Origin of the sequence: Edaphobacter dinghuensis, assembly GCF_014640335.1 — a bacterium.
Lineage (GTDB): Bacteria > Acidobacteriota > Terriglobia > Terriglobales > Acidobacteriaceae > Edaphobacter > Edaphobacter dinghuensis.
In genome coordinates, this window is sequence record NZ_BMGT01000003.1 from 733,126 (window position 1) to 754,713 (window position 21,588).

Here is a 21,588-nt window from a genome sequence, read left to right on the forward strand (position 1 = left end):
ACCGGTCAACTCAGATCAGCATGTCGTTCTCATACGGAGGACGATAGGGGAGTCGCCGGGCAGGTTAGGCGGAGGAGCCGAGGGCAGGGTAACGTGCAGGCCATCGCGCAATTGTTCGAAGGAGATATGGGCTGAAGAGCCAAGGAGATCGACGGAGCAGATGGGGGCCGGCAGGTAAGGATTGCCGCGGAAGAGTACATGCATAGTAGCCGTGTTGGAGGTGGGCCATGCCATGATGGCGGCGTAGAGGATGCGGCCATCGGACGAAGTCGTGTAGCGGATATCCTGCGGCGTATAGGATTGGATGTCCTTGTTCTTTTCCGTTGAATTCTTGAGTGCTTTTGTGGGGCCTTCGCCGAAGACGGCAAAGGGGCGACTGTTATAGATGGCCTCGCCATTGATGTGCAGCCATGCGCCGATCTGAAGCAGGACGGTGCGAGCCTGCTCGGGGATGGTGCCGTCGGACTTGGGGCCCACGTTGAGTAGTAAATTACCGTTTTTCGCGACCGTATCAACGAGCTGTTGCAGCAGCGAGGGCGCGGTACGATACTCATCGTCTTTGACATAGCCCCAGGAGTGGACGGAGATGGAGGTGTCGGTCTGCCAGGGAAGAAGGCGAAGAGTATCGAGTTTGCCGCGCTCGATATCGAGCGTGGCTGTGTTGGGCGGCATGGCCTCTTCTTTGTAGGTAAGAACAGGCTGTCGCCCCTGCTCGGCAGATCGATCGTAATAGTAAGCGGCAAACTGCTGTAGGTAAGACTTGAAGGCAGGCTGACCGATCCACCAATCAAAGTAGATGAAATCGGGATGGTAGTCGTCGACCAGTTCGGTGGAGCGGGCAAGCCAGGCATCGAGGAAGGATTTGTCGGGTGGAAGCCAAAGCTCGAGATGGTTGGGGTCAGGCTCTTTGCCGAAGTTAGTGCTGCCATCGGAAGAGGGAAGGGCCATAGCGGCGGCAGGACCGTAGAGCCAACTGGTTTGGGCGGTGCGATTGCGAACGTCGGAATCGACGGTGTTGCCGACGCCATACCACCACCAATGCTCGGCAGTGTGAGAGGAGACGCCGAAGTGGAGGCCATGAGCGCGGGTGGCGCGGGCAAGCTCGTCGACGACGTCGCGATGTGGACCCATCACAGCGGCATTATAAGGCGTCATCGCAGAGGCATACATGGCGAAGCCGTCGCAGTGCTCGGCGACGGGAACGATGTAGCGCGCACCGGCTTTCTGAAAGAGCGTAATCCAAGCGTCGGGGTCGAAGTGCTCGGCCTTGAAAAGCGGGATGAAGTCTTTGTAGCCGAACTTATCGAGAGGACCGTAGGTGGCGATCTGGTGTTTATAGGCGGCATTGCTGGGAATGTACATATTGCGCGAGTACCACTCGTTTCCGAATGCCGGAACGGAGTAGACACCCCAGTGAATGAAGATGCCGAACTTGGCATCGCGAAACCAGTCTGGCGTTCGATAGTTTTCCAGTGAATTCCAGTTGGCGTGAAAGCGTGCCTTGTTGTTGCTCGGCGCGGTCTCGGCGTAGACCTTTGCTATCTGGCGATCGATGTGCGTTTGATACTTGGTGGTCGCGGTGGTTTGTGAGAGCAGAGAGGGGACGGTGCAAAAGAGAGCGAGTGCGGCAAGAGTCTTCACCGCGACACCATAGCAGAGAGCAGGGCAGTTTGTTAGCACGATGCGTGGGTGCATCATCGCGAGCTCTTGGCAACCAGGACAGCAATGCCCTGTGCCGGAAGGATAATGGTGGTTTGTGAAGGCGCAACGATGAGTGTGGCCTGATGCAGGAGATCTGTGTACGCGGCCGGAAGAGTCATCTGTCGCGGCTTGCGGGCGTGATTGATCATGATGAGGACTGTACGATCTCCGTTGGCAGATCTACGGGTGCATAATTCGACGTCATCGGGAATCTGCTGTGTGGCGTGCAGGTCAGCAGCCTTAGCGAGAATGGATGCGAGCAGGTTATCGTCGGGAAGCGTGCCGAGATAGGCGATTGTGCCTCGGCCAATGTGCCGCGTAAGCATGGCGGGTTGCTGGTCGAGCCATCCTGCGGGGTCGTGATAGGTCAGATCAGTGTGCGTCTCGGGAGAACTGGCGGTAAGCGCTTCAGCCCAGATGTCGCTGGTGCCTGATCCCGCGCTACCGGTGAGTTTAGGGGCAGGTCTTTGCGGTGCCAACGCATAATATTGCTCGACCTTGCCTCCAAGTGCGGCGGCCAACGGGCCGGGTTGGCGCTGAGGGTTCAGGGCGTTGTATTGGTCCTTCATGCCGGAGCGTGGGCCGAGCAGCAGATGGCCGCCTTGTTGAACGTACGCAAGCAACCTGGCGGCGAGAGCATCATCGATGACATTGAGCGAGGGAGCTAGCAGGAGTTTGTACTGCGAGAGCGAGCCTGGTTGGGTGGGATCAACAATGTCGATGGATTGGCCATTGGACTGTGCGAGGCGCGAGAGTGGCTTGTAAAAGCGGAGCAACACCTGTTGCTGGTTATAGAGCACGCTTTGAGGTTGGAAGTCGATGGCCCAGCGGGAATCATACGTGTGGAGCAGGGCGATGGTGGATTGCGGCGTAGTGTTGGCCAGTGCAGCTCGCGTGCGAGCAAAGTCTTCTCCTAGTTGCTGAAGCTCGGAGTAAAGCGGAAGCGGCTTGCCGTCGGGGCCGACGATTGCTCCGTGGTATTGCTCCTGCCCATTCAGTGCGGAGCGCCATTGCCAGTAGAGAATGGCGTCGGCTCCGTGGCCGACAGCCTGCCATGCGAGGGCGCGGGTCTCGCCGGGGTCGAGAGCATTGTTGATGGGAGCCCAGTTTACCGAGGCAGGCTGGGTTTCCATGATCCAGAAGTTCTGACGACGCCAACCGCGTACAAAATCGTTGAGCATGGCGTTCTTGGGTGCGTCGAGATGACCTTGGCCGACATAGTCGTCCCACGCGGCGAGGTCGAGGTCGGCGGTGATGGCGTAATGGTCCCAGTTATCGGACCAGGCGAGACCGCCAATGTTTGTGGTAATGAACTGCGAGTGCGAAATGAGTGGGCGAAGCGCGTCGATCTGATTGCGCTGAAAGCTGCGCCAGGTGGCCGTGACGAAGTGTTTGTGCTCGAGCAGAAGACCAGGGTTGCCATGGGTGGACTCAAGAGGAATCTGCGACCAGGTGGTGTAGGTCTGCGACCAGTAGGCGGTAGTCCAGTGGTAATTGAGATTGGAGAGAGTCTTGTATTTATTGCGCAGAAATTGCTCGAACTGCGCGCGCGTAGCGGGGTCGAAGCTCTCGTCGGTGTACTCGTTGCCGATCTGCCAGCCGATGACGTTGGGGTTGTGCCCATAACGTCGTGCAAGCTGCGCAACGATCTCGAAGCAGAAACGGCGATAGAGCGGATTGGCGTAGTTGAACTGGCGGCGACCTCCGTGCTCGGCGCGATGACCGCCTTCGTCGAAGCGCAGCGTCTGCGGATACTTCGTGGTGAGCCATGCGGGCGGAGCATCAGTAGGCGTGCCCAGGACAACGGCAATGTGATGTTTTGCAGCGAGGGCAATGGCGCGGTCGAGCCATGCGAAGTCATAGTGGCCTTCGGAGGGCTCTTCAGCCGACCATGCGAATTCGCCGATGCGAACAACGTTGAAGTGAGCCTGCTCCATCAGACTAAGGTCGGCATCCCAGCGCGACTCGGGCCACTGCTCGGGGTACCACGCAGAGCCAAGCAATGGAGCATCAGGCGTGACATAGTGCGTAACACCAGACTGCGCCTGCGAAAGAGCGCAGGTAAGCATAGCCGCACCCAGAGCGGTGATGAGGCGAAGGCGCAGCATCATCGCTGCTCCGTTAGCACCGCTACGCCGTGCGGTGCTAACTCAAGTGTTGTTGCGACAGTTTGAGGAACGAGCAGATTCTGCACGGTTGCCGGTAGCGGAATTTGTTTGGAGCTGGTGGTGTGGTTGATGAGAATCCACACTGGAGGACGGCCCGAGGCCGAGCGCTGCATCAGCTCAACACCGGACGCCAGATTGGGAAGAATGGGATGGACGCCTGCGGATGTGAGAATTTGGTCGACGGCAGAGGCAGTGAGTGTGCGGTCGAGCATCGCACCAATGTAGGTGAGCGTGCCTTTATCTACGGTGTTTTCGACTGCGGCGGGATGGCCAGCAAGCCAGCCGTTGGAGCCGGTGGCATCGGAGCCGTAAGTGAGAAGGACGCGTGCGCCGGGCGTATCGGGCGTGAGCACCTCGGCCCAGACAGAGACCGTACCGGAGCCCAGTTCTCCCGAAACCCGTGGTGCGGGGTCTTTGGGGTCGAGAGCGTAATATTGCTCGACGTGTGCTCCTAGTGCGGCGGCGAGCGGGCCGGGTTGTCGCTGCGTGTTCAAGGCATCGAACTGATCCTTCATGCCGGAGCGCGGACCGATGACGAGATGGCCGCCCTGCTGAACGTAGCTGAGAAGATGTTGCGCGAGCGCGTTTGAAATAACGTTGAGCGCTGGTGCAAATACCACAGCATAGGAGCTGAGGTCGGCATCGGGCGAGATGATATCGATGCTCTGCGCGACGGGGGATGCGGCGCGATAGATATCCAGTACAGCCTCGTCGTAGTCGAAGAGCTTGCTATGTCGTTGAAAGTCGATGGCCCAGTGTGAGTCGTAGGACTGGAGGATAGCGACGCGGCTATGCGGTGAGGTGCCTGCCAGCGCATTCGAGGCGAGGGCGAATTCGGAACCGATCTGCTGCACCTCGCGGTAAACCGGAACAGGGAGTCCGTCTGCGCCGAGAAGTGTGCCGTGATACTGTTCCTGTCCATTCAAAGCAGAACGCCACTGCCAGTAGAGAACAGCGTCGGCTCCGTGTCCCACGGCCTGCCATGCCATCTCGCGAACGACACCCTGTGCTAGCGGAGCGTTGATCGGGCCCCAATTAACGAAGGATGGTTGTGTCTCCATAAGCCAGAAGTTGCGCTGCTTGTAGCCGCGAACAAGATCATGCTCGGCTGCGTTGAGAACAGGGTCGAGCTGGCCGTCGGGGAAGTAGTTGTCCCATGCCGCGATGTCGAGGTTACGGTGCAGAGCATAGTGATCGAAGGTGTTGTTCCAGTGCATGGTGTTGGTAGTGATGAACTGGTGCGAGCTGGAAAATGGACGAATGGCATTGATCTGGTTCTGGACATATGAAATCCAGGTGTCGGTGACGAAGTGCTTGTAGTCGAGCAGGAGCGCGGGGTTCTCGTTGCGCGAGTGAAAAGGAATCTGGTTGAAGTTGTCGTAGGTCTGCGACCAGTAGGTAGTGGTCCAGAGGTTGTTCAGGTTGGCGATGGTCTTGTACTTGTGCGCGAGCCAAAGATGCCATTGCGCTTTGGCGAACGAATCGAAGGTAGGTGCGCCGATCTCGTTGTCGATCTGCCAGCCGATGACGTTGGGATTATGGCCGTAGCGGCGAGCCATCTCGCGCGCGATGCGAGCAGCGAAGATGCGATAGCGCGGGCTGGTGCACGAGAACTGCTCGCGGTTGCCATGTTCGGCGCGGTGACCATCTTCTTCGATGCGCAGCGTATCCGGATATTTTGTCGTAAGCCATGCAGGTGGCGCGGCAGTTGGTGTGCCGATGACGACGGCGATGTGATGCTGGGCGGCGAGGGCGATGGCACGATCGAGCCATGCGAAGTTGTAGTGGCCTTCGGATGGCTCCATCGTCGACCACGCGAACTCCCCAACACGAGCGACATTGATGTGAGCCTGCTCCATGAGTGTAAGGTCGATGTTCCAACGCGACTCAGGCCACTGCTCTGGATACCATGCAGTGCCGAGACGAAGAGGCGACGGAGAGAGATTCTGGGCGTAGAGATGAGCGCAGAGAAGAAGCACACAGAGGATGCGGGAGATGAGACGCAAGGAAGCTCCGCTGAAGATGAGGTCGTTGCTAACCAGCATAGAAGAAGCTGCACGTCTCTGGCAGTCACGTAAAAGCAGGGTTCCGCTATGCGGTTCCTCGATCAGCACGAAGCTAGAGGGGAGGCGACGATAGAGGTGGAATGCAAGTCATGCTTTACTTCGCCTGCGAAGTCAGGATAAGTAAAGGTACGCTCACAGCATCTACTGTGAAGGATGGACCGGTCGCGCCGGTCTTGACCAAGAGAGGAACTAAAGGAAATGGCGCAGATGCTGGCAATGATTCATACAAGTCCCACGCTGACACCGGTCTTCGGCGCGCTCGCTGCCGCGGAGATGCCGGAGGTTGCAGTGTTTCACATGGTCGATGAGAGCCTGATCAAGGACACGATCAAGGCGGGACGGCTGCGGGGGCTTACGATTCGCCGGCTTTTGGGGTTGATCGAATCGGCGGAGAAGGCAGGTGCAGACGCGGTGATGGTGACATGCTCATCGATCGGGCCGGGAGTGGCTTTGGCGCAGAAGTTGTTTGATACGCCTGTCGTTCGCGTCGACGAGGCCATGGCGGAGAAAGCTGTGCTGATGGGAAGACGCATCGGTGTGGCAGCTACACTAAGGACGACGTTAGAGCCGACGATCGCTTTGTTGCGCGAAAAGGCGGCAGCGGCGGGTCGTGAGATTGAGATCGTTGAATCGTTAAGCCACGGCGCGTTTGACGCTGTGTTGGCAGGCGATACGAAGACGCATGATCGTATCTTGAGCGAGTCGCTGATACGGGATATGCGAGGAGTGGATCTGGTGGTGCTGGCGCAGGCTTCCATGGCGAGGGTGGTCAAGGAGATGCCAAAGGGTGCGATCGAAGCGCCTGTGTTGAGCTCGCCGGAGCTGGCAATGCAGCGCGCCAGCGTGATATTGAAAGACGCGCACAGGCTTGAGGCGGTCGGAGCCAACAATTGAAGAAGCGGAATGCAGTGTTGGCGTTGCTGTGTGGCGTTAGCGTCATTATCTTTATGGACCGGTTGGCGATTGCGGTTGCCGAGCCGGGAATTCGTGCAGATTTAAAGCTCTCTCCCGAGCAATGGGGATGGGTGCTGAGCGCCTACGTGCTCTCGAATGCCTTGTTCGAAATACCGTCGGGTGCGCGGGGAGACCGGCGCGGGCATAGGTCCGAGCTGACGCGGATCGCTGTGTGGTGGTCGGCATTTACCGCGGCGACGGGCTGGTGCAGAAGTTTTTTTCAGATGGTCGGTGCTCGTTTTTTGTTCGGGGTGGGGGCAGCAGGAGCATACCCGAATGCAGCAGGCGTGGTATCGCGGTGGTTCCCGGAGAAGGAGCATGCCCGGGCACAGGGCTTCATCTGGGCGGCGAGCCGGTTGGGTGCAGCCCTGGCTCCCTTGTTGCTGGTGCCATTAGAGCGGGTCTGGGGATGGAAGGCAATCTTCTGGTTGTTAGGCGGCTTGGGCGCGCTCTGGGCGGTCGCATGGAGGCAGTGGTTTCGCGATACCCCGGAGGAGATGGAAGGGGTGAGCTCTGGGGAGCTCGAAGAGATTCGTGCCGGAAGAAAGACAAAGACGACGCATGAAGAGATTCCATGGAAAAGGCTGCTCGCGCTGCCGCAGTTCTGGCTGATTGTGGCAGCCTATTTTTGCTATGCGTGGGGCAGTTGGTTTTTCTTCGGATGGTTTACAACGTGGCTGACGCAGGGAGCAGGCTTTACGCTCGGCGAGATGGGTATCTTTGCTTCGTTCCCGTTCGTGATGGCGATGCTTGGAAATCTTGTCGGTGGCTCACTGAGTGAGCGACTGGTAATGCGTTTGGGCGCTGTTCGAGCGTATCGTCTGGTGACCTCAGTTTGCTTGGCGGTTGGAGCGATGCTGCTGCTCGAGATGAGCTTGGTGCGGTCGCATGTCGCCATCGTGGCGATATCCTCGGTAGCATTCGGCGTGATGGATCTGATGCTGCCTGCGGCGTGGGCGATGTGCATGGGGCTGGGGGGAAAGTTCGGCGGAACGGCGACAGCGGTAATGAATACAAGCGGCAATCTTGGCGGATGGCTCTGTGCGCTGCTGTTTGGATACGTGGTGAAAGCAACTGGGAATTACAACCTGCCGTTGCGGGTGGTGGCTGGAATGGTGCTGGTGGCGGCGGCGCTATTTGCTCGCGTGGATTGCTCGCGCGGATTGGAATATCCCCAAGCGGTATCCAGCGAATAAAAATTCAGCAAGAGCCGCGAGCGATATGGAAGAAGTCTTCCGTGCCGATCTGGCCGCCTTTGAGAGTTAGCTCGAGGTAACGTGCGGCTGAGTCAGCGTAGTGAGCGTGGCAGAGCGGAGCGCCGGGCTGAAGACTTGCCTTCCAAGTCAGAGCGGAGATGCCGAGTTGCTGAACAGCGTGGGAGCTGGTGTCGCCGCCGCAAAGGATGACGCGCGTGACTGGAGTCTGCGCCAGTAGACCGTTGAGGAGCTGGCCTAAAGCGATGCCAAGCGACTCGCCTGCGGCCGGCGAGGTGGAAGCGCCGAGAGCAGTGTAGAGGATCGTGTCTTCGCCGCGGCGCAGGTGGATGCCAGCGGATGCGATAAGTTGATCCCGGTAAGCGATGGAAGTTTCAGCAGCAGAGAGCAGAAGACTGGGATCGATGGGGACACCATGAAAGCCATGCCCAAGCGCCCAGCGAATCTGTTGCGCGGTGGTCGGCGAGCAGGAACCACTGACGATGAGTAGAGGATTGGCGCGAGCGATGGGTTGAGGCATCGGCGGATCGGGGATGAGGTTAGATCCCCGCCATGCAGTGATAAGAGCAGAGGTGAGGCCGGAGCTTGAGGCCGAGAATAGTTGGCGTCGGAGGGCGCGTTGCCAGAGGATCTCACCGATAACGTTGAGCGAGGCGGGATCGACGGTATCGAAGAAGACGATGCGATGCGCGGCGTTTTGAGCCTCGAGCTCGGAGGTTGCCGAGGCGAGCGAATCGAGGTGAGCGTGAGCGACGAGACCGATCGGCAGACTCGTTTGTCGCGCGAGGTGATGGCACAAGTTGGGCTCGGTCATAGGTGTAACCGGATGGTGACTCATGGGATGGCGGTCGATGCGATGGATGTTGCCGTCGGGAGCTGCGGCGAAGAGCTCGCCTTCGAAGACGAAGCGGCGCAGGTGAGGAGCGCCTACGACGACGGGCACGAAGGCAGGGTCGAACGCGGCGATCCCGAGCTCGATAGCGCGACCGATGCTTCCGTGTTGTGGAGATGAATCGAAGGTGGAGCAGACCTTGTAGTGCGTGATGGGAGCATGGAACGGGCTGAGCGCGGAGAAGATGGCTGGCAGGTTGGCGGACATCCACTCAGGAGAGCGCGAGCGACTGTCGCCTGCTATGCCAAACGCTTGGATGCCGGGAAATCGTTCGAGCTGATTTGCGCTCGGTGGACCGAGAAAGAGGGCGGCGGAGACGCCATTCGAGGCAAGTTGTTCGAGGACATCGGTCGAGCCGGTGAAGTCGTCGCCGTAATAGGTGTAGAGCAGAGGCAAGGGCGCGTGTCCTTTGGTGCCGTTAAGATTTAGTTGCCGAAGAGTTCAAGCGCAGCAGCCAGCTCGGGGTGAGTCGTCGCATAGGTGTTAAGAGGAATGTCCAAGGTAGCGGCCTCCCATGCCTGCTGAAGGCTGCGAACACCGGCGACAGGTCCTCCGGGATGGCCCATGATGCCGCCTCCCGCTGCATAGATCAGGTCGGTAGAGTTCAACGCGCGGAAGGTCTCGAGAGCCTGGCGCGCACTTTGTCCAGAAGAGAAGACGGGCATCACCTCGCAACCCTTGTTGGGTGCAGGGAACATGGGAGTAAGGCAGGCGCGAGCAGAGGCGATGACTGAGTCGTCGGACTCGCAGAACTTGTTGCGGAGGCCGTTGACGTGGGTGTGGTCGATGCCAGCAAGCCGCCACAGCTTCTGGAAGGCGACAAAGTTCATGCCGAGAGCGGGATAACGGCCAAGCATTCCCCATCCGTTGCGATGGCCATGCACAACGAGTTGCGAGTGAGCACGGAGTGCGGTCATGGCAGGCAAGCCGATGGAGTTCATCGAGACCATCAGGCAGGTACCGCCTTCGCGTACAAGGTGGTCATGGCGGCGGAGCATCTGGTCGAGTTCGCCGGTGAGGTTGGCGGCGTACATAATGCGGCGGCCAGTGCGGTCGTGGATCTCGCGCAGAACGCCGAGCACGGCAGAGGTGCGAGCCTCAAAGGGACAAAGTGGACCATCGGACTGAAGCTCGTCATCCTTAATGAAATCGATGCCTGCTTCCGCGAGGGTGCGAACCTGAGCGGCGGTTTGATCAGCAGTAAGGCCGATGCTGGGCTTGATGATAGTACCGATGAGAGGACGGTCGTAGACGCCGGTGAACTGGCGAGTTCCGACGACGCCGAACTGCGGCCCTTGGTAGCGATCAAGAAAAGCAGATGGCAATGATAGATCGAGCAGCCGCAAGCCGGAGAAGGCTTGGAGCTCTGAAAGATTGCCAGCGACCGTTGCCAGAAGGTTGGGCAGAGATGGGCCAATGTTGTGCAGCGGCCACGAGAGCGTAACGGTTGCTGTACGGCGGATACCATCCCAGTTCTTCGGCGTGCCGGAGCCGGGGAGAGAAGGAGAGGCGGCGTGCTCGCCCTCGACGATACTTTCGACGCGAGCCGCGAACTGTTCGCGGAGCTGATCGGTTTCGCCGGGCACGCGGAGGAAGGTGCCGGTGGATTGCTCGCCGGCCATGGTGGCGGCGGCCTGCTCGAGAGGAAATGCGGTCTCGATGAAGTACGAGGCGAAGATGCGATCGGGATGAGAGAAGAATGCGGTCATGCGTATGGCGGGTCAGGCTTTCGAGAAGTAGGAGGTATAGGTTTCGTTGGTAATGGAATATAGAGGAACGATCACAGTCTGATTCCCAGCGTCGTCTTCGACAAAGACCTGCGGGGCGATCTGCCTGAGTCCAGAGGGAAGTCGTCGGCGGCCATTGGCAGCTTGATTGGAGCCTTCGATGGCGACATATTGCACAGGACCGCGAAGCAGAGCGACAGTGTTCGGGTTCTGATCGTCGATGGGCTCGGTGCGGAAGTCCTGCGGGAGGGTAAGCTCAAGGCGATCGCCGCTGTGCCATGTACGGCGGATCGCGGCGAAAGAGCCTGAGCCTGCATTGAGTGATGTAGGTCTGCTGTTGATCCGAAGTGAGGCAGGGCGGGCGAGCCAAGCAGGCAACCGTAGGTAGAGAGTAAAGGTTGCGGGATGATCAAGAGTGAGTGAAAGCGTAGCGGTATCGGAGATGGGGAAGTCGGTAGTTTGTTCCACATGAATAACGGCGTCATTGTGTGCGAAGTGGACGCGAGATGGAGTGTAGAGAGTAACGTAGAGGCCGTCGGCGGAGGTGAAGTAGAGGTTGAGCGGGTAGTCGGCGACGGTCTGCACGAGCGTACCGGAGCAGCAAGGCCATTTCTTCGGATAGAAGACCTTTTGTGCCGCAGCGGAGTAGGTGGAGTAGTAGGGATAGTCGCCGTTGGAGTCAGGTGATTTGACCGCGAGAATGGCGTTGAAGAGAACACGCTCGAGGTTATCAGCGTGCTCGGTGGAACGAGGTACACCGGTTCGCAGCAGATAGCGAGCGAGCTTGGTCGAGGCGTAGGAGCCACAGGGAGTCTCGAAGTGGTCGACGGTGGTGGAAAGAGAGCTGCACAACTCACCGCGATGGGGCGTGATGAAGGTCTCATTGGGACCCCAGCCACCGGAGGCAAACTGCTGGGTAGTAGTCAAAAGTTTGAAGGCGTTGGCCAGCGCATCGCGATACTTGGGGTCTCCAAGCGTAAGGTACGCACTGCCTCCGGAAGATAGCGCGATAACGTGGGAGTAAGCGTGCTGGCCGGGAAAGGGATCGGCTCCGCGGGCAAGTGGATTAAAGAGCGCCGCATCGAGCAGGTAGCGCTGTGCGAGTTCGCGGAAGCGTGGATTGCCGGTGAGCTGTGCAGCCGCAAAGAGGTTTTCGGGCATGACGAAGGGCTCGTCGTAAGGCGGGTCTTTCTTGCCGATACGGTCGTGGACCTTGGCAGGCAGCAGAGGCTCGGCTCCGGCGAGCACACGGTTGAGCAGAGGAACTGCGGAGGTGTCACCCGAGAGAGTAGCTGCGTCGATAAGTCCGATGAAGTGCTTATCGAGGATATAGCAGGTCCAGAGGTTGGTCTCGGGGCGCAGAATGCTCTGGTTCTTTGGGCCAAGGGTCTCTGCGAAGGACGCGACGAGAGTTCGAACCTTGTCACGGCACGATGAGTCACCGGTGGAGGCTCCAATGCGGGCGAGACCGGAGATGTATTGGCCGAGAGAGTGTCCAGGGACGAAGCCGTTGAGATCGTACCAGCCGCCCATGTCGGGGCCAGGTGCCGGTAGCCCGGCGCGCTGGCGATAGACCTTGAGCAGGCGGTCGTTGGAGAGCGAGAGGTAGTGTGCGTGGACGGCGTTGTATTGCTGTGCGAGTGGGCCGCCGGTGAGCTGAACAGCGGTGTAGGGAAGCTCCTGTAGCGGCTCGCGTATAGGCGCAGGCATGGCCGACAGAAGCGGTCGCGCCACCGAGAGTGCAGTAACGGCTGCGGCTGATTTGACGAAGGTGCGGCGAGTTAATGGCATCGCAGGTCCTTATAAATGGACGCAGTGGAGGCGATGCAGGTAGATCTGCTCATCATGCGGCAGAGTATCGCATTCGGCTGGCCGATGGGCAGCGCGAAGTTGCTGGCTGGAGCGAAGTCGTCGGATGCCTTGAGAAGTTCAGGCAAAGACGGATAAAGCTGCGATCGAGTTCCAGAGTGCGGAACTGGAAATGACATCGGCTACCTGATGGAAAAGTCGTAGTGACCGGAGTGGGTAAGCCTCTTCGCTTCGGTGTTGTTAGCTCCGGTAGCGGTGGGCAGATAGAGTTCGGCGGACTCGACGCCTTGGGGCAAGTCAATCGAGAGTGTCTTTGAGTCGAGCGAGAGCCGGATTGCCCCGTGAGGTGTAGCCACGCTGCCGCGGGCATAAGCGAGGCCGAGCAGGTTGGGGCGAAGCTCGACGGCAGCATAACCGGGAGCCGTGGGACGAATGCCGAGGATGTTTTCACTGATCCACGGAAGCGGACCGGACGACCAGCCGTGAGCGAGAGAGACGAAGTAGCCGCTCGTGCCGTCGGCCTCAAGCGAGAGGTGGTAGTTGGTCTTGGGCCAGCGCAGATCGTAGGACTCCCAGAAGCTGGTGGCACCTTCGTCAAGCATGCCGCCCCAGTAATCGCGGAGCCAGTGCAGAGCCTCGCGGGAATGGCCCGTTTGAGACATCGCTTTAATTAGGTAGGCATTGAAGTAGGGGCTGATCACCTGATCTGTAGGAGAGTCTTGCTTGACCGTAGAAAAGACCTTCGACCATACGGCAGAATCGGCGGCTGGGTCGAGGTTCGTCAACACGGATAAGGCATTGAGCTGCCAGGTCTGGCCCACGGTTTGTGTCGCGGGCGAGAGCAGAGCCTCGCGCGCAGCCTCTTGCAACCGGGCGCACTTCTGCTCGTAGAGCCTCGCGTTCGATTCGTCATTGGCTGCGCGCAGCAGTGCAGGAGCAGCCTGGTAAGCGCGGAGGAACTCGAGAGTCGTACCGATGGCGGTGTCGGGGGTTGCGCCATACAGACCGGGAGACCAGTCAACGAAGCCCCAGCCCTTGGCGTCTTTCTTCAACAGGCCCGTGGTTGGATCAAGATCGTTGTCCATCGTCTGAAGCAGACGGAGCAATGCATCGTGCTGGGATTCGACAAAGGCGCGGTCACCTGAGTGCTGGTAAAGAGTCGCCAGTGTGGTGATCCACTGTGCTGTATAGCCTGTGATGCCGCTTACCGGCTGGTTAGAGCCGGTGATCTCGGCGATATGGGTGAGGGTATCTTCCAATAGCTTCGTGTCACCGAAAGCGGTCAGGATGGTAGGAGCTTCGACATCGAGGTCGCCTGCCCAGCGGCCGCGATCGCGTTTTGGGGCGTCCCAAATGTCGTCCTGCATGCAGAGGTGGACGGTGTAGGCGGCGGTCTCCCATATACGGTTCAGGACGGGATCCGAGGATTCAAATGATCCCGCGTACTCTACGGGGTAGACGATGGCCTCTGCATGGATCGAGCGGAAGCTAGTGGTAGGTACGCCGCGCAGAAAGCGGACTCGAACATAACGAAAGGCAGACTTGGGGCCGCGAGCCACGCCATGAGGTGGAATCGTTAGCAGATTGGTGCCGAGATAGTTTCCGCCGCGCTGCGTGGTGCTGATGCCGGTGGCGAGTGCTTCTAGCTCAGATTCACCATAGGCGATAGAGACCAGCGTGTCCGTGGATGACTCCGACTGGAAGACGATGCGTCCAGCAATCTCGCGTCCGAAGTCGAGCAGGATGCTCGGGGCTTCGGCATCGGTGGGATCCGGCTGGTGAAAGGTGATGGTAAATGGTGCGCTTGCAGCGGTGCCATGCTGGGTGAGATCGGCAATGTGGTCGAAGCTATCCGCGCCGGGATAGACATGGGTGATCTCGGCTGGGGATAGAGTGAGAGTGCGAAGCCAGGGGGACATGCCCTGATATCCGGGCCAGCCATACATGCCGGCATCCGCCGACCACTGAAAGAAGTCAATGTTGGATTCGATTGGGCCGAGAGATTCTACGTGCGGCCAGTTGGAGTCATCGAAGGAGGGCTGCTGCCAGCCGGGGGTAAGGATGGACTCGGAACGCCAGTCCTTATTGGAGAGGAGAAGCGTATGTGGGTCGGCCTGGCCAAAGGGAGCTGCGACTAATTTAACGGCGAGCACCTCTCCATAGGCGAGCTGCTGGGTGGTTGTGGGGCTTCCGGCTGTGACGACGCCTTTGCCGCGAACAGCTTCAATGCTGACGACGTTGTCGCCTGTGCGCAGCGCTTTGGTCGCGTCGGTGTGGAAGACGCGGAAGTTAATGGGCTGATCGGTGTTGGTGGAGAAATCACCGAGCAGGGTTCCGTTCAGGTAGACACGGGCAGAGCGCGGCCCAGCGATATAGATTGTTCCGCTATTCGGAATTTTGCTGAGCTTAAAGTGGCCTCGGAAGTAATGGGGAGCGATGCGGCGGTCGATCTCGCTCCAGGGAAATTTGTTGTGGTCATGGCGTTTGGCAGTCACGTCGCCTGAGGTCCAGATGTACTCCTCGGGGAGTGGGGTGTGGTTGGGGGTGCTGAAGTGCACGTTGCGGGCTGGATCGAGGGGCGTGAGCGCAGATGGAGCGATCGTCTGCGATGGCAGCGCAATGGCGCTGGAGAGAAGAGTGCTGATAGCGACAGCGTTTGTTAACCGCGTGATTTGGGTGCGCCGCAGGCAGAGATTAAAGCTCATCGGCAAATCTTAAACGTGAAGTCGGAAATCCAGTTGTAAAACATGTTTCACATTTGATTGAATATTCCGCGTATTGGAACTTTCTGTTCCAAGAAAATTGAAACAGGGAGTTTGGAGCAATGACGATCTCAAACCTGATGCAAGAGGATATGGATGACGAGGTGACGGCTCCGGCTGGAGGACGGAGAGGAGATCGTAACGAATCGCAGACCGTACTGAGAGCGTGCGACGTTCTGAAGGCCTTTCAGTTTCGCGGCGAGGAGCTTTGCCTCGCCGACGTCACCGAACGGACAGGGCTGCCGAAGACCACGGCATTTCGTCTGCTGCGCACGCTGATTCACGGCGGCCTGATCGAGAGGGCTGGCGCCGGTGTATATCGAAACTCCTTCGGGCCTGTCTCGGCTAAACCTTACCGCATCGGGTTTGCTTCGCAGGGTGGATCGCCGTTTGCGCAGGAGGTGCAGCGCAGTATTGAACTGGCCTGCGCGCGAGAGAACCTGCAACTGATCCAGGTGGACAATCGCTACTCGGCGCGCGAAGCGTTGCGAAATGCCGATGTATTGATCAAGGAGCATGTGGACCTGGTGCTGGAGTTCCAGACCTACGAGCGCGTCGCTCCTGTGTTGGCTGCGAAGTTTCTGGAGTCAAATACGCCCGTGATTGCGATCGAGGTTCCTCATCCGGGGGCGACCTACTTTGGCGCGAACAACTACAAGGCGGGCCTGATTGCGGGGCGCGCATTGGGACGTTGGACTCGAGAGAGCTGGAAGTGTAAACCCGAGCAGGTGCTACTGCTGGAGCTGCCAATCGCAGGTTCGCTTGTGGAGTTGCGTACAACCGGTTTTGTGGATGGTCTGAGAGCGGAGCTGCCTGAAGTTGGGAATGTGCCCGCGATTCATCTGAATGGACGTGGCGACTTTGAGCAGGTTCTGGAGACGATGCGCCAGTTTCTGCGGCGATCGCGTGCGAAGCGCACCCTGATCGGCACGGTGAACGATATCTGCGCTCTGGCGGCGCTACGGGCGTTCGAAGAGGTTGGAGCAAGCGAAAAGATCGCGATCGTAAGCCAGAACTGTATTCCCGAGGTGAGGAACGAGTTGCGTCGGCCCGGGACTCGACTGGTCGGTTCGGTAGCTTATTTTCCCGAACGGTATGGAGAGGAGATCATTCCTCTGGCGATGAGCATTCTGTCGAAGAAGGCGCTGGCCTCGACGGTGTTTGTGAAGCATCAGCTGGTGACTCCGCGGAATGTGGACCTTATCTATCCCCTCGACGATAAAACAATCTCGGCGGTGAAGTCGAAGGCGAGTCTGCTGCGATCGACTGCCGTGGCGTAGTCAGAAGATACAACGAAGGGAAGTGAACGTGGACCGACGTAGGTTTTTGGTGGGGGCAACGGCAATGGCCGCGGCCACGCGGTGGTCAGCCGCAGAGCAGAGCAATATATCGCAGGTTTCGCTGACGATTGGAAGTGTGTTGCCAGTCTCGGTGCCTAAGGAGTTTGTCGGCCTGTCCTATGAGAGCGCGCAGTTAGCGAATCCGGAGTTCTTTTCAGTGAAGAATAAGGAGCTGGTGCGACTGTTTCGCGAGCTTGCGCCGAACGGCAACCTGAGGTTAGGTGGAGGGTCGAGCGAGTACACCACTTACTCGGATGAGGCTGTAGCTGGCCCTATGCCATTTGAGGTGTTTGGGCCGGATACGTCGAAGACAGCGAAGAAGGGAACTGTTACTTCGGCTCTTGCATTGAAGAACTTGCGAGGGTTTCTCGATGCCGTGAACTGGTCTTGCCTGTATGGGTTGAACCTGGGACAAGGAACGGCTGAAGCCGCCGCGCATGAGACCGCAGCAGTGCAGCGAATACTGGGGCCGCGTCTGCTGGCCTTTCAGATCGGCAACGAGCCGGATAGCTTTCGGAACCGGTTCCGGGCCGCTAGTTATGGCCCGGCAGATTTTATTGCGGAGTGGGAGAGATTTCACAGCGCGATTGTGAAGGTGACACCACAGGCCCGGTTTGCAGGGCCGGATATCTCGAACAAGCTGCCGTACCTCACGGCGTTTGCGGAGATCGCGCCGAAGTATCCTGACGTGGTTCTGCTGACGAGTCACTATTATGCGATGGGGCCTGCGAGTTCACCTGAGGCTACACTCGACAATCTCTTATCTCCGTATCCGAAGCTGACGACGCTGAAGCGGCGTGATCTGCATGTGATTGCAGAGGCACAGGCTACGGCGCATCTGCCCTATCGCATGTCGGAAGGAAATTCGTGTTGGGACGGCGGCAAGGCTGGTGTCTCGGACACGTTTGCTTCGGCGCTCTGGTGTGCCGATTACATGTTGCAGTGTGCTGCGCGAGGATGGGCGGGCGTGAATCTGCACGGTGGCGGCAATGGCTACTACACGCCGATCGCCGGTGCGCCTTCCACGGGATTCATCAGGCGGCCTGAGTACTTCGGAATAAAGTTTGCACAGCGGTTTGTCGGCACGACGGTGCTTGGTGTGACGCTGACAGGTGCGAGCCCGCTGGTAGATGCATTTGCATTTGAGTCTTCACGCGGGCGGGAGCTTGTTCTCATTAATAAGACTTCGCAGGATCTCGCTTGCGAGCTTGGGGACGGGATCGCGGGCAGCCTTGTGCTGACGCTGACAGCTCCAGCAATCGATGCGAAGGAAGGTGTGAGACTGGCGGCAGAGCATGGAGGATTCGATCGCGTTATCAAAGCGCAGGCATACAGTGCGAGTGTCTTTAGGCTTCGTAAACAATAGGGAAGGAAGAAATGGACTAATTGTTGAATAGGTACAGAGGAGCAAAGAGAGAGGGACGCATTATGCGCCCCTCTCTCTCTTGAATCGTGGTTGTCTAAAAAAGGATGTGGATGCCACCCTGAATCTGACGGTTGGTATTGAGCTGTGAGGTGATCGTGCCGAAGGAGCTTGCCGTCGGAGAGACGTTGGCCGGCTGAAACTGCACATGGTTGAGCGCGTTGAATGCGTCGATGCGAGGCTGGAGAATGACGCGGTCGCCGAGAGAGAAGTTCTTCAGCACCGAGAAATCAAAGTTGTTGTTCGCATCCGAGCGAAGCAGATATGCAGGGAAGGTACGGTAATTATAGGAGTTGGGCTGGTCGGCTGCAACCCGGTCGAAGACCGAGGTGTTGAAAGACGTGCCTTGGGCCTGATGTGGGTGGTTGTTGAAGTCGTGCCAGTTGCCGTTATAGATCGCGTTGCCCCATGAGATAGGCTGTCCCGAGAGCGCCTGGTAGATGCTGGTAAGCTGCCAGCCGCCGATGACTTCATCGGCGAGGCGTGACTGGTTAGCGAAGGCACGGCCGCGTCCGAAGGGCAGCTGATAGATCAGAGTTAGGGTCAAGTGCTGCGGAAAGTCTGAGCTAGTCTCTCCGTAGGAAGGCCGCTCACCCTGGTTTAGTGTGGACTGCGCACCCAGTTGACGAGAGTATTCGTAGTTCAGGTCGAACTGCAAGCCGTGAGACATGCGCTTGGTGACGCGAGCAATAATCGCGTTGAAGCTGGCGTTCTGGTTTGGCACGAGCTGCTCCGTGACCGAGGAGTATTGCGGATACGACTGCAGCAACTGTGCGGTGCCGATCGTGGAACTGGTATTGTAGGCAGTGCCATTCGCAATGGTGATGCCGTTCGGAGTGACTGCCGAGGGGAAGAGTCCCTTGAAGGGGTTCTTGACCGGCGCATTCAGAGCGGTTGTCAGAGCGGAGTTGATGGTTGGGGTACGGCTCAAAAGGGGCAGCAGCGGAATTGCGCTGACGTTGAGCGAAGAGGAGAGATGGACAGAGTGGGCCGTAAATCCGCTGACCTCTACAAGCCACGTCTTGCCAAATTGCTTTTGCACGTCGAGGCTGGCCTTCTCGGTATAAGGAACATGAAGCTGTGAGAAGAAGATCGCGCTGCTTCCCAGATTAGTGTTTACTCCCAGCGATGATCCGTAGGGAAGCTGCAAAGGATTAACAGAATTGTTGAAAGGATCGGAGAGACTGCTCACCGGCACTTGATCGGTCTGGTTGGTGGAGTTCGAGAGATAGTTTGTTGTCGCGGAGTAGCCGTAGCTCTGTGGAGCGTTGTAGTCGTTGTATGGGTTGAAGTAGATACCGAAGCCACCGCGGATCGCGAGCGTTCCATGCCACTGCTCCGGTGCCCAGGCGAACCCAATGCGCGGGCTGACGTAAGCAGCCGGTGTCTTATAGGCATAGCGTTGAGACGGCGTCGCATAAACCAGGCCGCCGACCGGTTGGAAGCTGGCAGCGGGAAGCAGGGGGCTTGGTGAAGCAGCGTAGTTGAGTTGAGCCTGAGAGGTTGCGGCGTTGGTGGCAGTGGGGTTGAAGCCGGTGACGGCGCGGTTTCCGCTCTCCACGATGGAGGTCTCGCTTTCGATGCGGACGCCCATGCTGACGGTGAAGTTTGGCTCAATCTTCCAATCGTCCTGAGCCCATCCGCCGAAATACCAGTTGTTGTACTGGAAGCGCGGATTGATGGCTTCACTACCGCTGGTGGGAAGGCCGAGTTCAAAGAGCGCAAGCGAGCTTCCAAATCCCTGCGCGTTGGCTGACGAGGTCGCAGTCATCGGACCGCCATTCGCTGCTTTGAAGCTGAAAGCTCCGTTTGCTGCGGATCCGGATACTGTTGAGTTTTTGTTGAGGCGGATGTCCGGGCCGAACTTGATGTTGTGGCGTCCGATGGTCTTATTGAAGCTTGCAAACAGCTGAATGGTGTCGAAGTAGGCCTGACTGCCGGGCTGCGCGCTCAGGCTTGGAACTGATGCGCTGTCATTAAAGGTGAGATAGGGGATTGCGAGTGCGGTGGAGTTCTGATCAATGTACGAAGGAAATCCGAAGCTGCTGGGTTTGATGCCCGCGCTGTTGGGTGTTGACGAGTTTTCCGAGCGGCTGAAGCCGAGGCGTACGTCGAGGTTGGTGGTTGGGTTGAAGCTGTGGACATCTTCTGCGAAACCGCCCCACAGAACAACCGTAGAGGCTGTACCGGTCAGTTCATTATGAAAGATGTTGGACTGTGTCTTGTTGTAGGTGCTTTGGTGACCTTCAAACGAGACGCGGTCCGCATGGGTGGCATTGATATCGATTCGACCTTCGTTGGATTTGTAATTGTCAGTAGCCGGGCTGCTGGAGAAGTAGTTGTTCTCGCCGTCGGGTGTGGTCGAGGCACCGGAGTAATTCGGCAGGGGGATGAACTTGAGGTAAGCCTGCGTTACAGGGCTGATGGAAAGACCGGCGTTGGAGAGAATATTGCCGGGGATGGGCGAGCGCGTCACCAGCTTCTTGCTTGAGTTATATACGCCACTATAAGGATTGTAGAGCTGACCGTTGGAGGTTCCGCTCAATAGGGCAGAGAAGTCGCCGTTGCGCTCTGCCTGGGTTGGCACGCTGGTAATAGTTGTTGACGGAGAGTTTCCCTTGTAGCCTTCGAACGCATACATAAAGAAAACCTTGTTGCGTCCATCAAACAAGTGAGGAATGCGAACGGGGCCGCCGATATTACCACCGAACTGATTGAAGTGTGTGGAGGGGGCCTGCGTGCCGGACGGCGTGAAGTAAGGCTTCGCCGTGAGTGGGCGCGATCCTTGGTAGTACTCCGATACCGTGCCGTGAAACTCGTTCGTCCCGGACTTGGTGGTGATGTTGACCGTTCCGCCGGAGGTGTCGCCCAGCGCAGCGTTGGCGCTGAACTCATCGATGCGCACGGCATCGACCGCATCCAGCAAGGGACTGTAACCAGCGGTGCGGCTGGAGTCCTGCATGTTGGGAACGCCGTTGATCAGAAGCTCGTTCGAGGCCGAAGCGCCGCCGCCGAGCGAAAAGTCATCGGCTGTGCTGTTGTCGAAGGGGCGAGTCTGCGAAGCTGCGTGCTTGCCCTTGGCGACAACGCCGAAGCCGAAGCGCGCAAATCCGAGCGGCGAGCGGCCATTGCTTGGAAGGTCTTCAAGCTCTTCCGCGGTAAGCGTCTGACCGGTCGTTGCTGTTGCAGTGTCGATCAGAGGCGTTGAGCCGTGGACGGTCACCGTCTCATCGACCTCGCCGATTGCCAGCGTCACATTTTCGCTTACCGTCTGCTCGGTCTGAAGGACAAGACCCGCATGCGTGTGGGTCTTGAACCCGGCGAGAGAGACAGTCACGTCATAGGTTCCCGGCTGCAGGAAGGGGACCGTGTAGTCGCCGGCAGAGTTCGATTTGGCATTGGTAATAACGCCAGTGCCATCGTTCTTGATGGCGATATTCGCACCCGGAATCCTGGCGCCGGAGGAATCGCTTACATGGCCTGTCAAAGTGGATCGTGTTTCCTGGGCAGATGCACTGAAAACAGCGAAGAA

General features: G+C 58.4%; 13 protein-coding genes. 5 read left to right on the forward strand and 8 right to left on the reverse strand.

Annotated elements, in window-relative coordinates:
- Positions 1-15: 15 nt before the first annotated feature.
- The 3 genes from IEW09_RS14925 to IEW09_RS14935 are packed head-to-tail and all read right to left on the reverse strand — an operon-like array spanning position 16 to position 5,914.
- Positions 16-1,698, reverse strand: a complete 1,683-nt coding sequence (locus tag IEW09_RS14925) for an alpha-L-fucosidase (RefSeq protein WP_188554982.1) — start codon at positions 1,696-1,698, stop codon at positions 16-18.
- The gene (locus IEW09_RS14930) at positions 1,695-3,812 is read right to left on the reverse strand and encodes a beta-galactosidase (protein WP_188554983.1); all 2,118 of its coding nucleotides are present in this window, start codon (positions 3,810-3,812) and stop codon (positions 1,695-1,697) included. Before IEW09_RS14930 ends, IEW09_RS14925 begins: the two co-directional genes overlap by 4 nt.
- The gene (locus tag IEW09_RS14935) at positions 3,809-5,914 is read right to left on the reverse strand and encodes a beta-galactosidase (RefSeq protein ID WP_188554984.1); all 2,106 of its coding nucleotides are present in this window, start codon (positions 5,912-5,914) and stop codon (positions 3,809-3,811) included. Before IEW09_RS14935 ends, IEW09_RS14930 begins: the two co-directional genes overlap by 4 nt.
- 219 nt (positions 5,915-6,133) lie before the next feature.
- Between IEW09_RS14935 and IEW09_RS14940 the strand changes: the two genes are divergently transcribed.
- Together IEW09_RS14940 and IEW09_RS14945 are read left to right on the forward strand one after the other, a co-directional pair.
- On the forward strand, positions 6,134-6,829 hold the full coding sequence (locus tag IEW09_RS14940; RefSeq protein WP_188554985.1) for an aspartate/glutamate racemase family protein: 696 nt from the start codon (positions 6,134-6,136) through the stop codon (positions 6,827-6,829).
- The gene (locus tag IEW09_RS14945; protein WP_188554986.1) at positions 6,826-8,085 is read left to right on the forward strand and encodes an MFS transporter; all 1,260 of its coding nucleotides are present in this window, start codon (positions 6,826-6,828) and stop codon (positions 8,083-8,085) included. The genes IEW09_RS14940 and IEW09_RS14945 overlap by 4 nt, the downstream gene beginning before the upstream one ends.
- Before the next feature lie 4 nt (positions 8,086-8,089).
- Here IEW09_RS14945 and IEW09_RS14950 read toward each other — a convergent pair whose 3' ends face one another.
- Genes IEW09_RS14950 through IEW09_RS14960 form a run of 3 tightly spaced genes read right to left on the reverse strand, consistent with a single transcriptional unit; the run spans position 8,090 to position 12,513 of the window.
- Positions 8,090-9,391: a four-carbon acid sugar kinase family protein gene (locus tag IEW09_RS14950; protein WP_188554987.1), complete on the reverse strand. Its 1,302-nt coding sequence runs from the start codon at positions 9,389-9,391 to the stop codon at positions 8,090-8,092.
- Between the two features lie 29 nt (positions 9,392-9,420).
- Positions 9,421-10,704: a ribulose-bisphosphate carboxylase large subunit family protein gene (locus IEW09_RS14955; protein WP_188554988.1), complete on the reverse strand. Its 1,284-nt coding sequence runs from the start codon at positions 10,702-10,704 to the stop codon at positions 9,421-9,423.
- Positions 10,705-10,716: 12 nt separating this feature from the next.
- Positions 10,717-12,513, reverse strand: a complete 1,797-nt coding sequence (locus IEW09_RS14960) for a beta-L-arabinofuranosidase domain-containing protein (RefSeq protein WP_188554989.1) — start codon at positions 12,511-12,513, stop codon at positions 10,717-10,719.
- A 15-nt stretch (positions 12,514-12,528) separates the two neighbouring features.
- Here IEW09_RS14960 and IEW09_RS14965 point away from each other — a divergent pair, with 15 nt between their 5' ends.
- Positions 12,529-12,669: a hypothetical protein gene (locus tag IEW09_RS14965; protein ID WP_188554990.1), complete on the forward strand. Its 141-nt coding sequence runs from the start codon at positions 12,529-12,531 to the stop codon at positions 12,667-12,669.
- Positions 12,670-12,713: 44 nt separating this feature from the next.
- On the opposite strand, the gene IEW09_RS14970 is transcribed toward IEW09_RS14965, so the two are convergent.
- Positions 12,714-15,236 carry an alpha-L-rhamnosidase-related protein gene (locus IEW09_RS14970; RefSeq protein ID WP_188554991.1) on the reverse strand — a complete coding sequence of 841 codons (2,523 nt, stop codon included), beginning with the start codon at positions 15,234-15,236 and terminating at the stop codon, positions 12,714-12,716.
- A gap of 119 nt (positions 15,237-15,355) precedes the next feature.
- Here IEW09_RS14970 and IEW09_RS14975 point away from each other — a divergent pair, with 119 nt between their 5' ends.
- Together IEW09_RS14975 and IEW09_RS14980 are read left to right on the forward strand one after the other, a co-directional pair.
- A complete protein-coding gene (locus tag IEW09_RS14975; RefSeq protein ID WP_188554992.1) occupies positions 15,356-16,573 on the forward strand; it encodes a substrate-binding domain-containing protein in 1,218 nt (405 codons plus the stop codon).
- Positions 16,574-16,601: 28 nt separating this feature from the next.
- A complete protein-coding gene (locus tag IEW09_RS14980) occupies positions 16,602-17,999 on the forward strand; it encodes a hypothetical protein (RefSeq protein ID WP_188554993.1) in 1,398 nt (465 codons plus the stop codon).
- A 94-nt stretch (positions 18,000-18,093) separates the two neighbouring features.
- Here the strand turns inward: IEW09_RS14980 and IEW09_RS14985 are convergent, their stop codons facing one another.
- On the reverse strand, positions 18,094-21,543 hold the full coding sequence (locus tag IEW09_RS14985; protein ID WP_188554994.1) for a TonB-dependent receptor: 3,450 nt from the start codon (positions 21,541-21,543) through the stop codon (positions 18,094-18,096).
- Positions 21,544-21,588 lie beyond the last annotated feature (45 nt).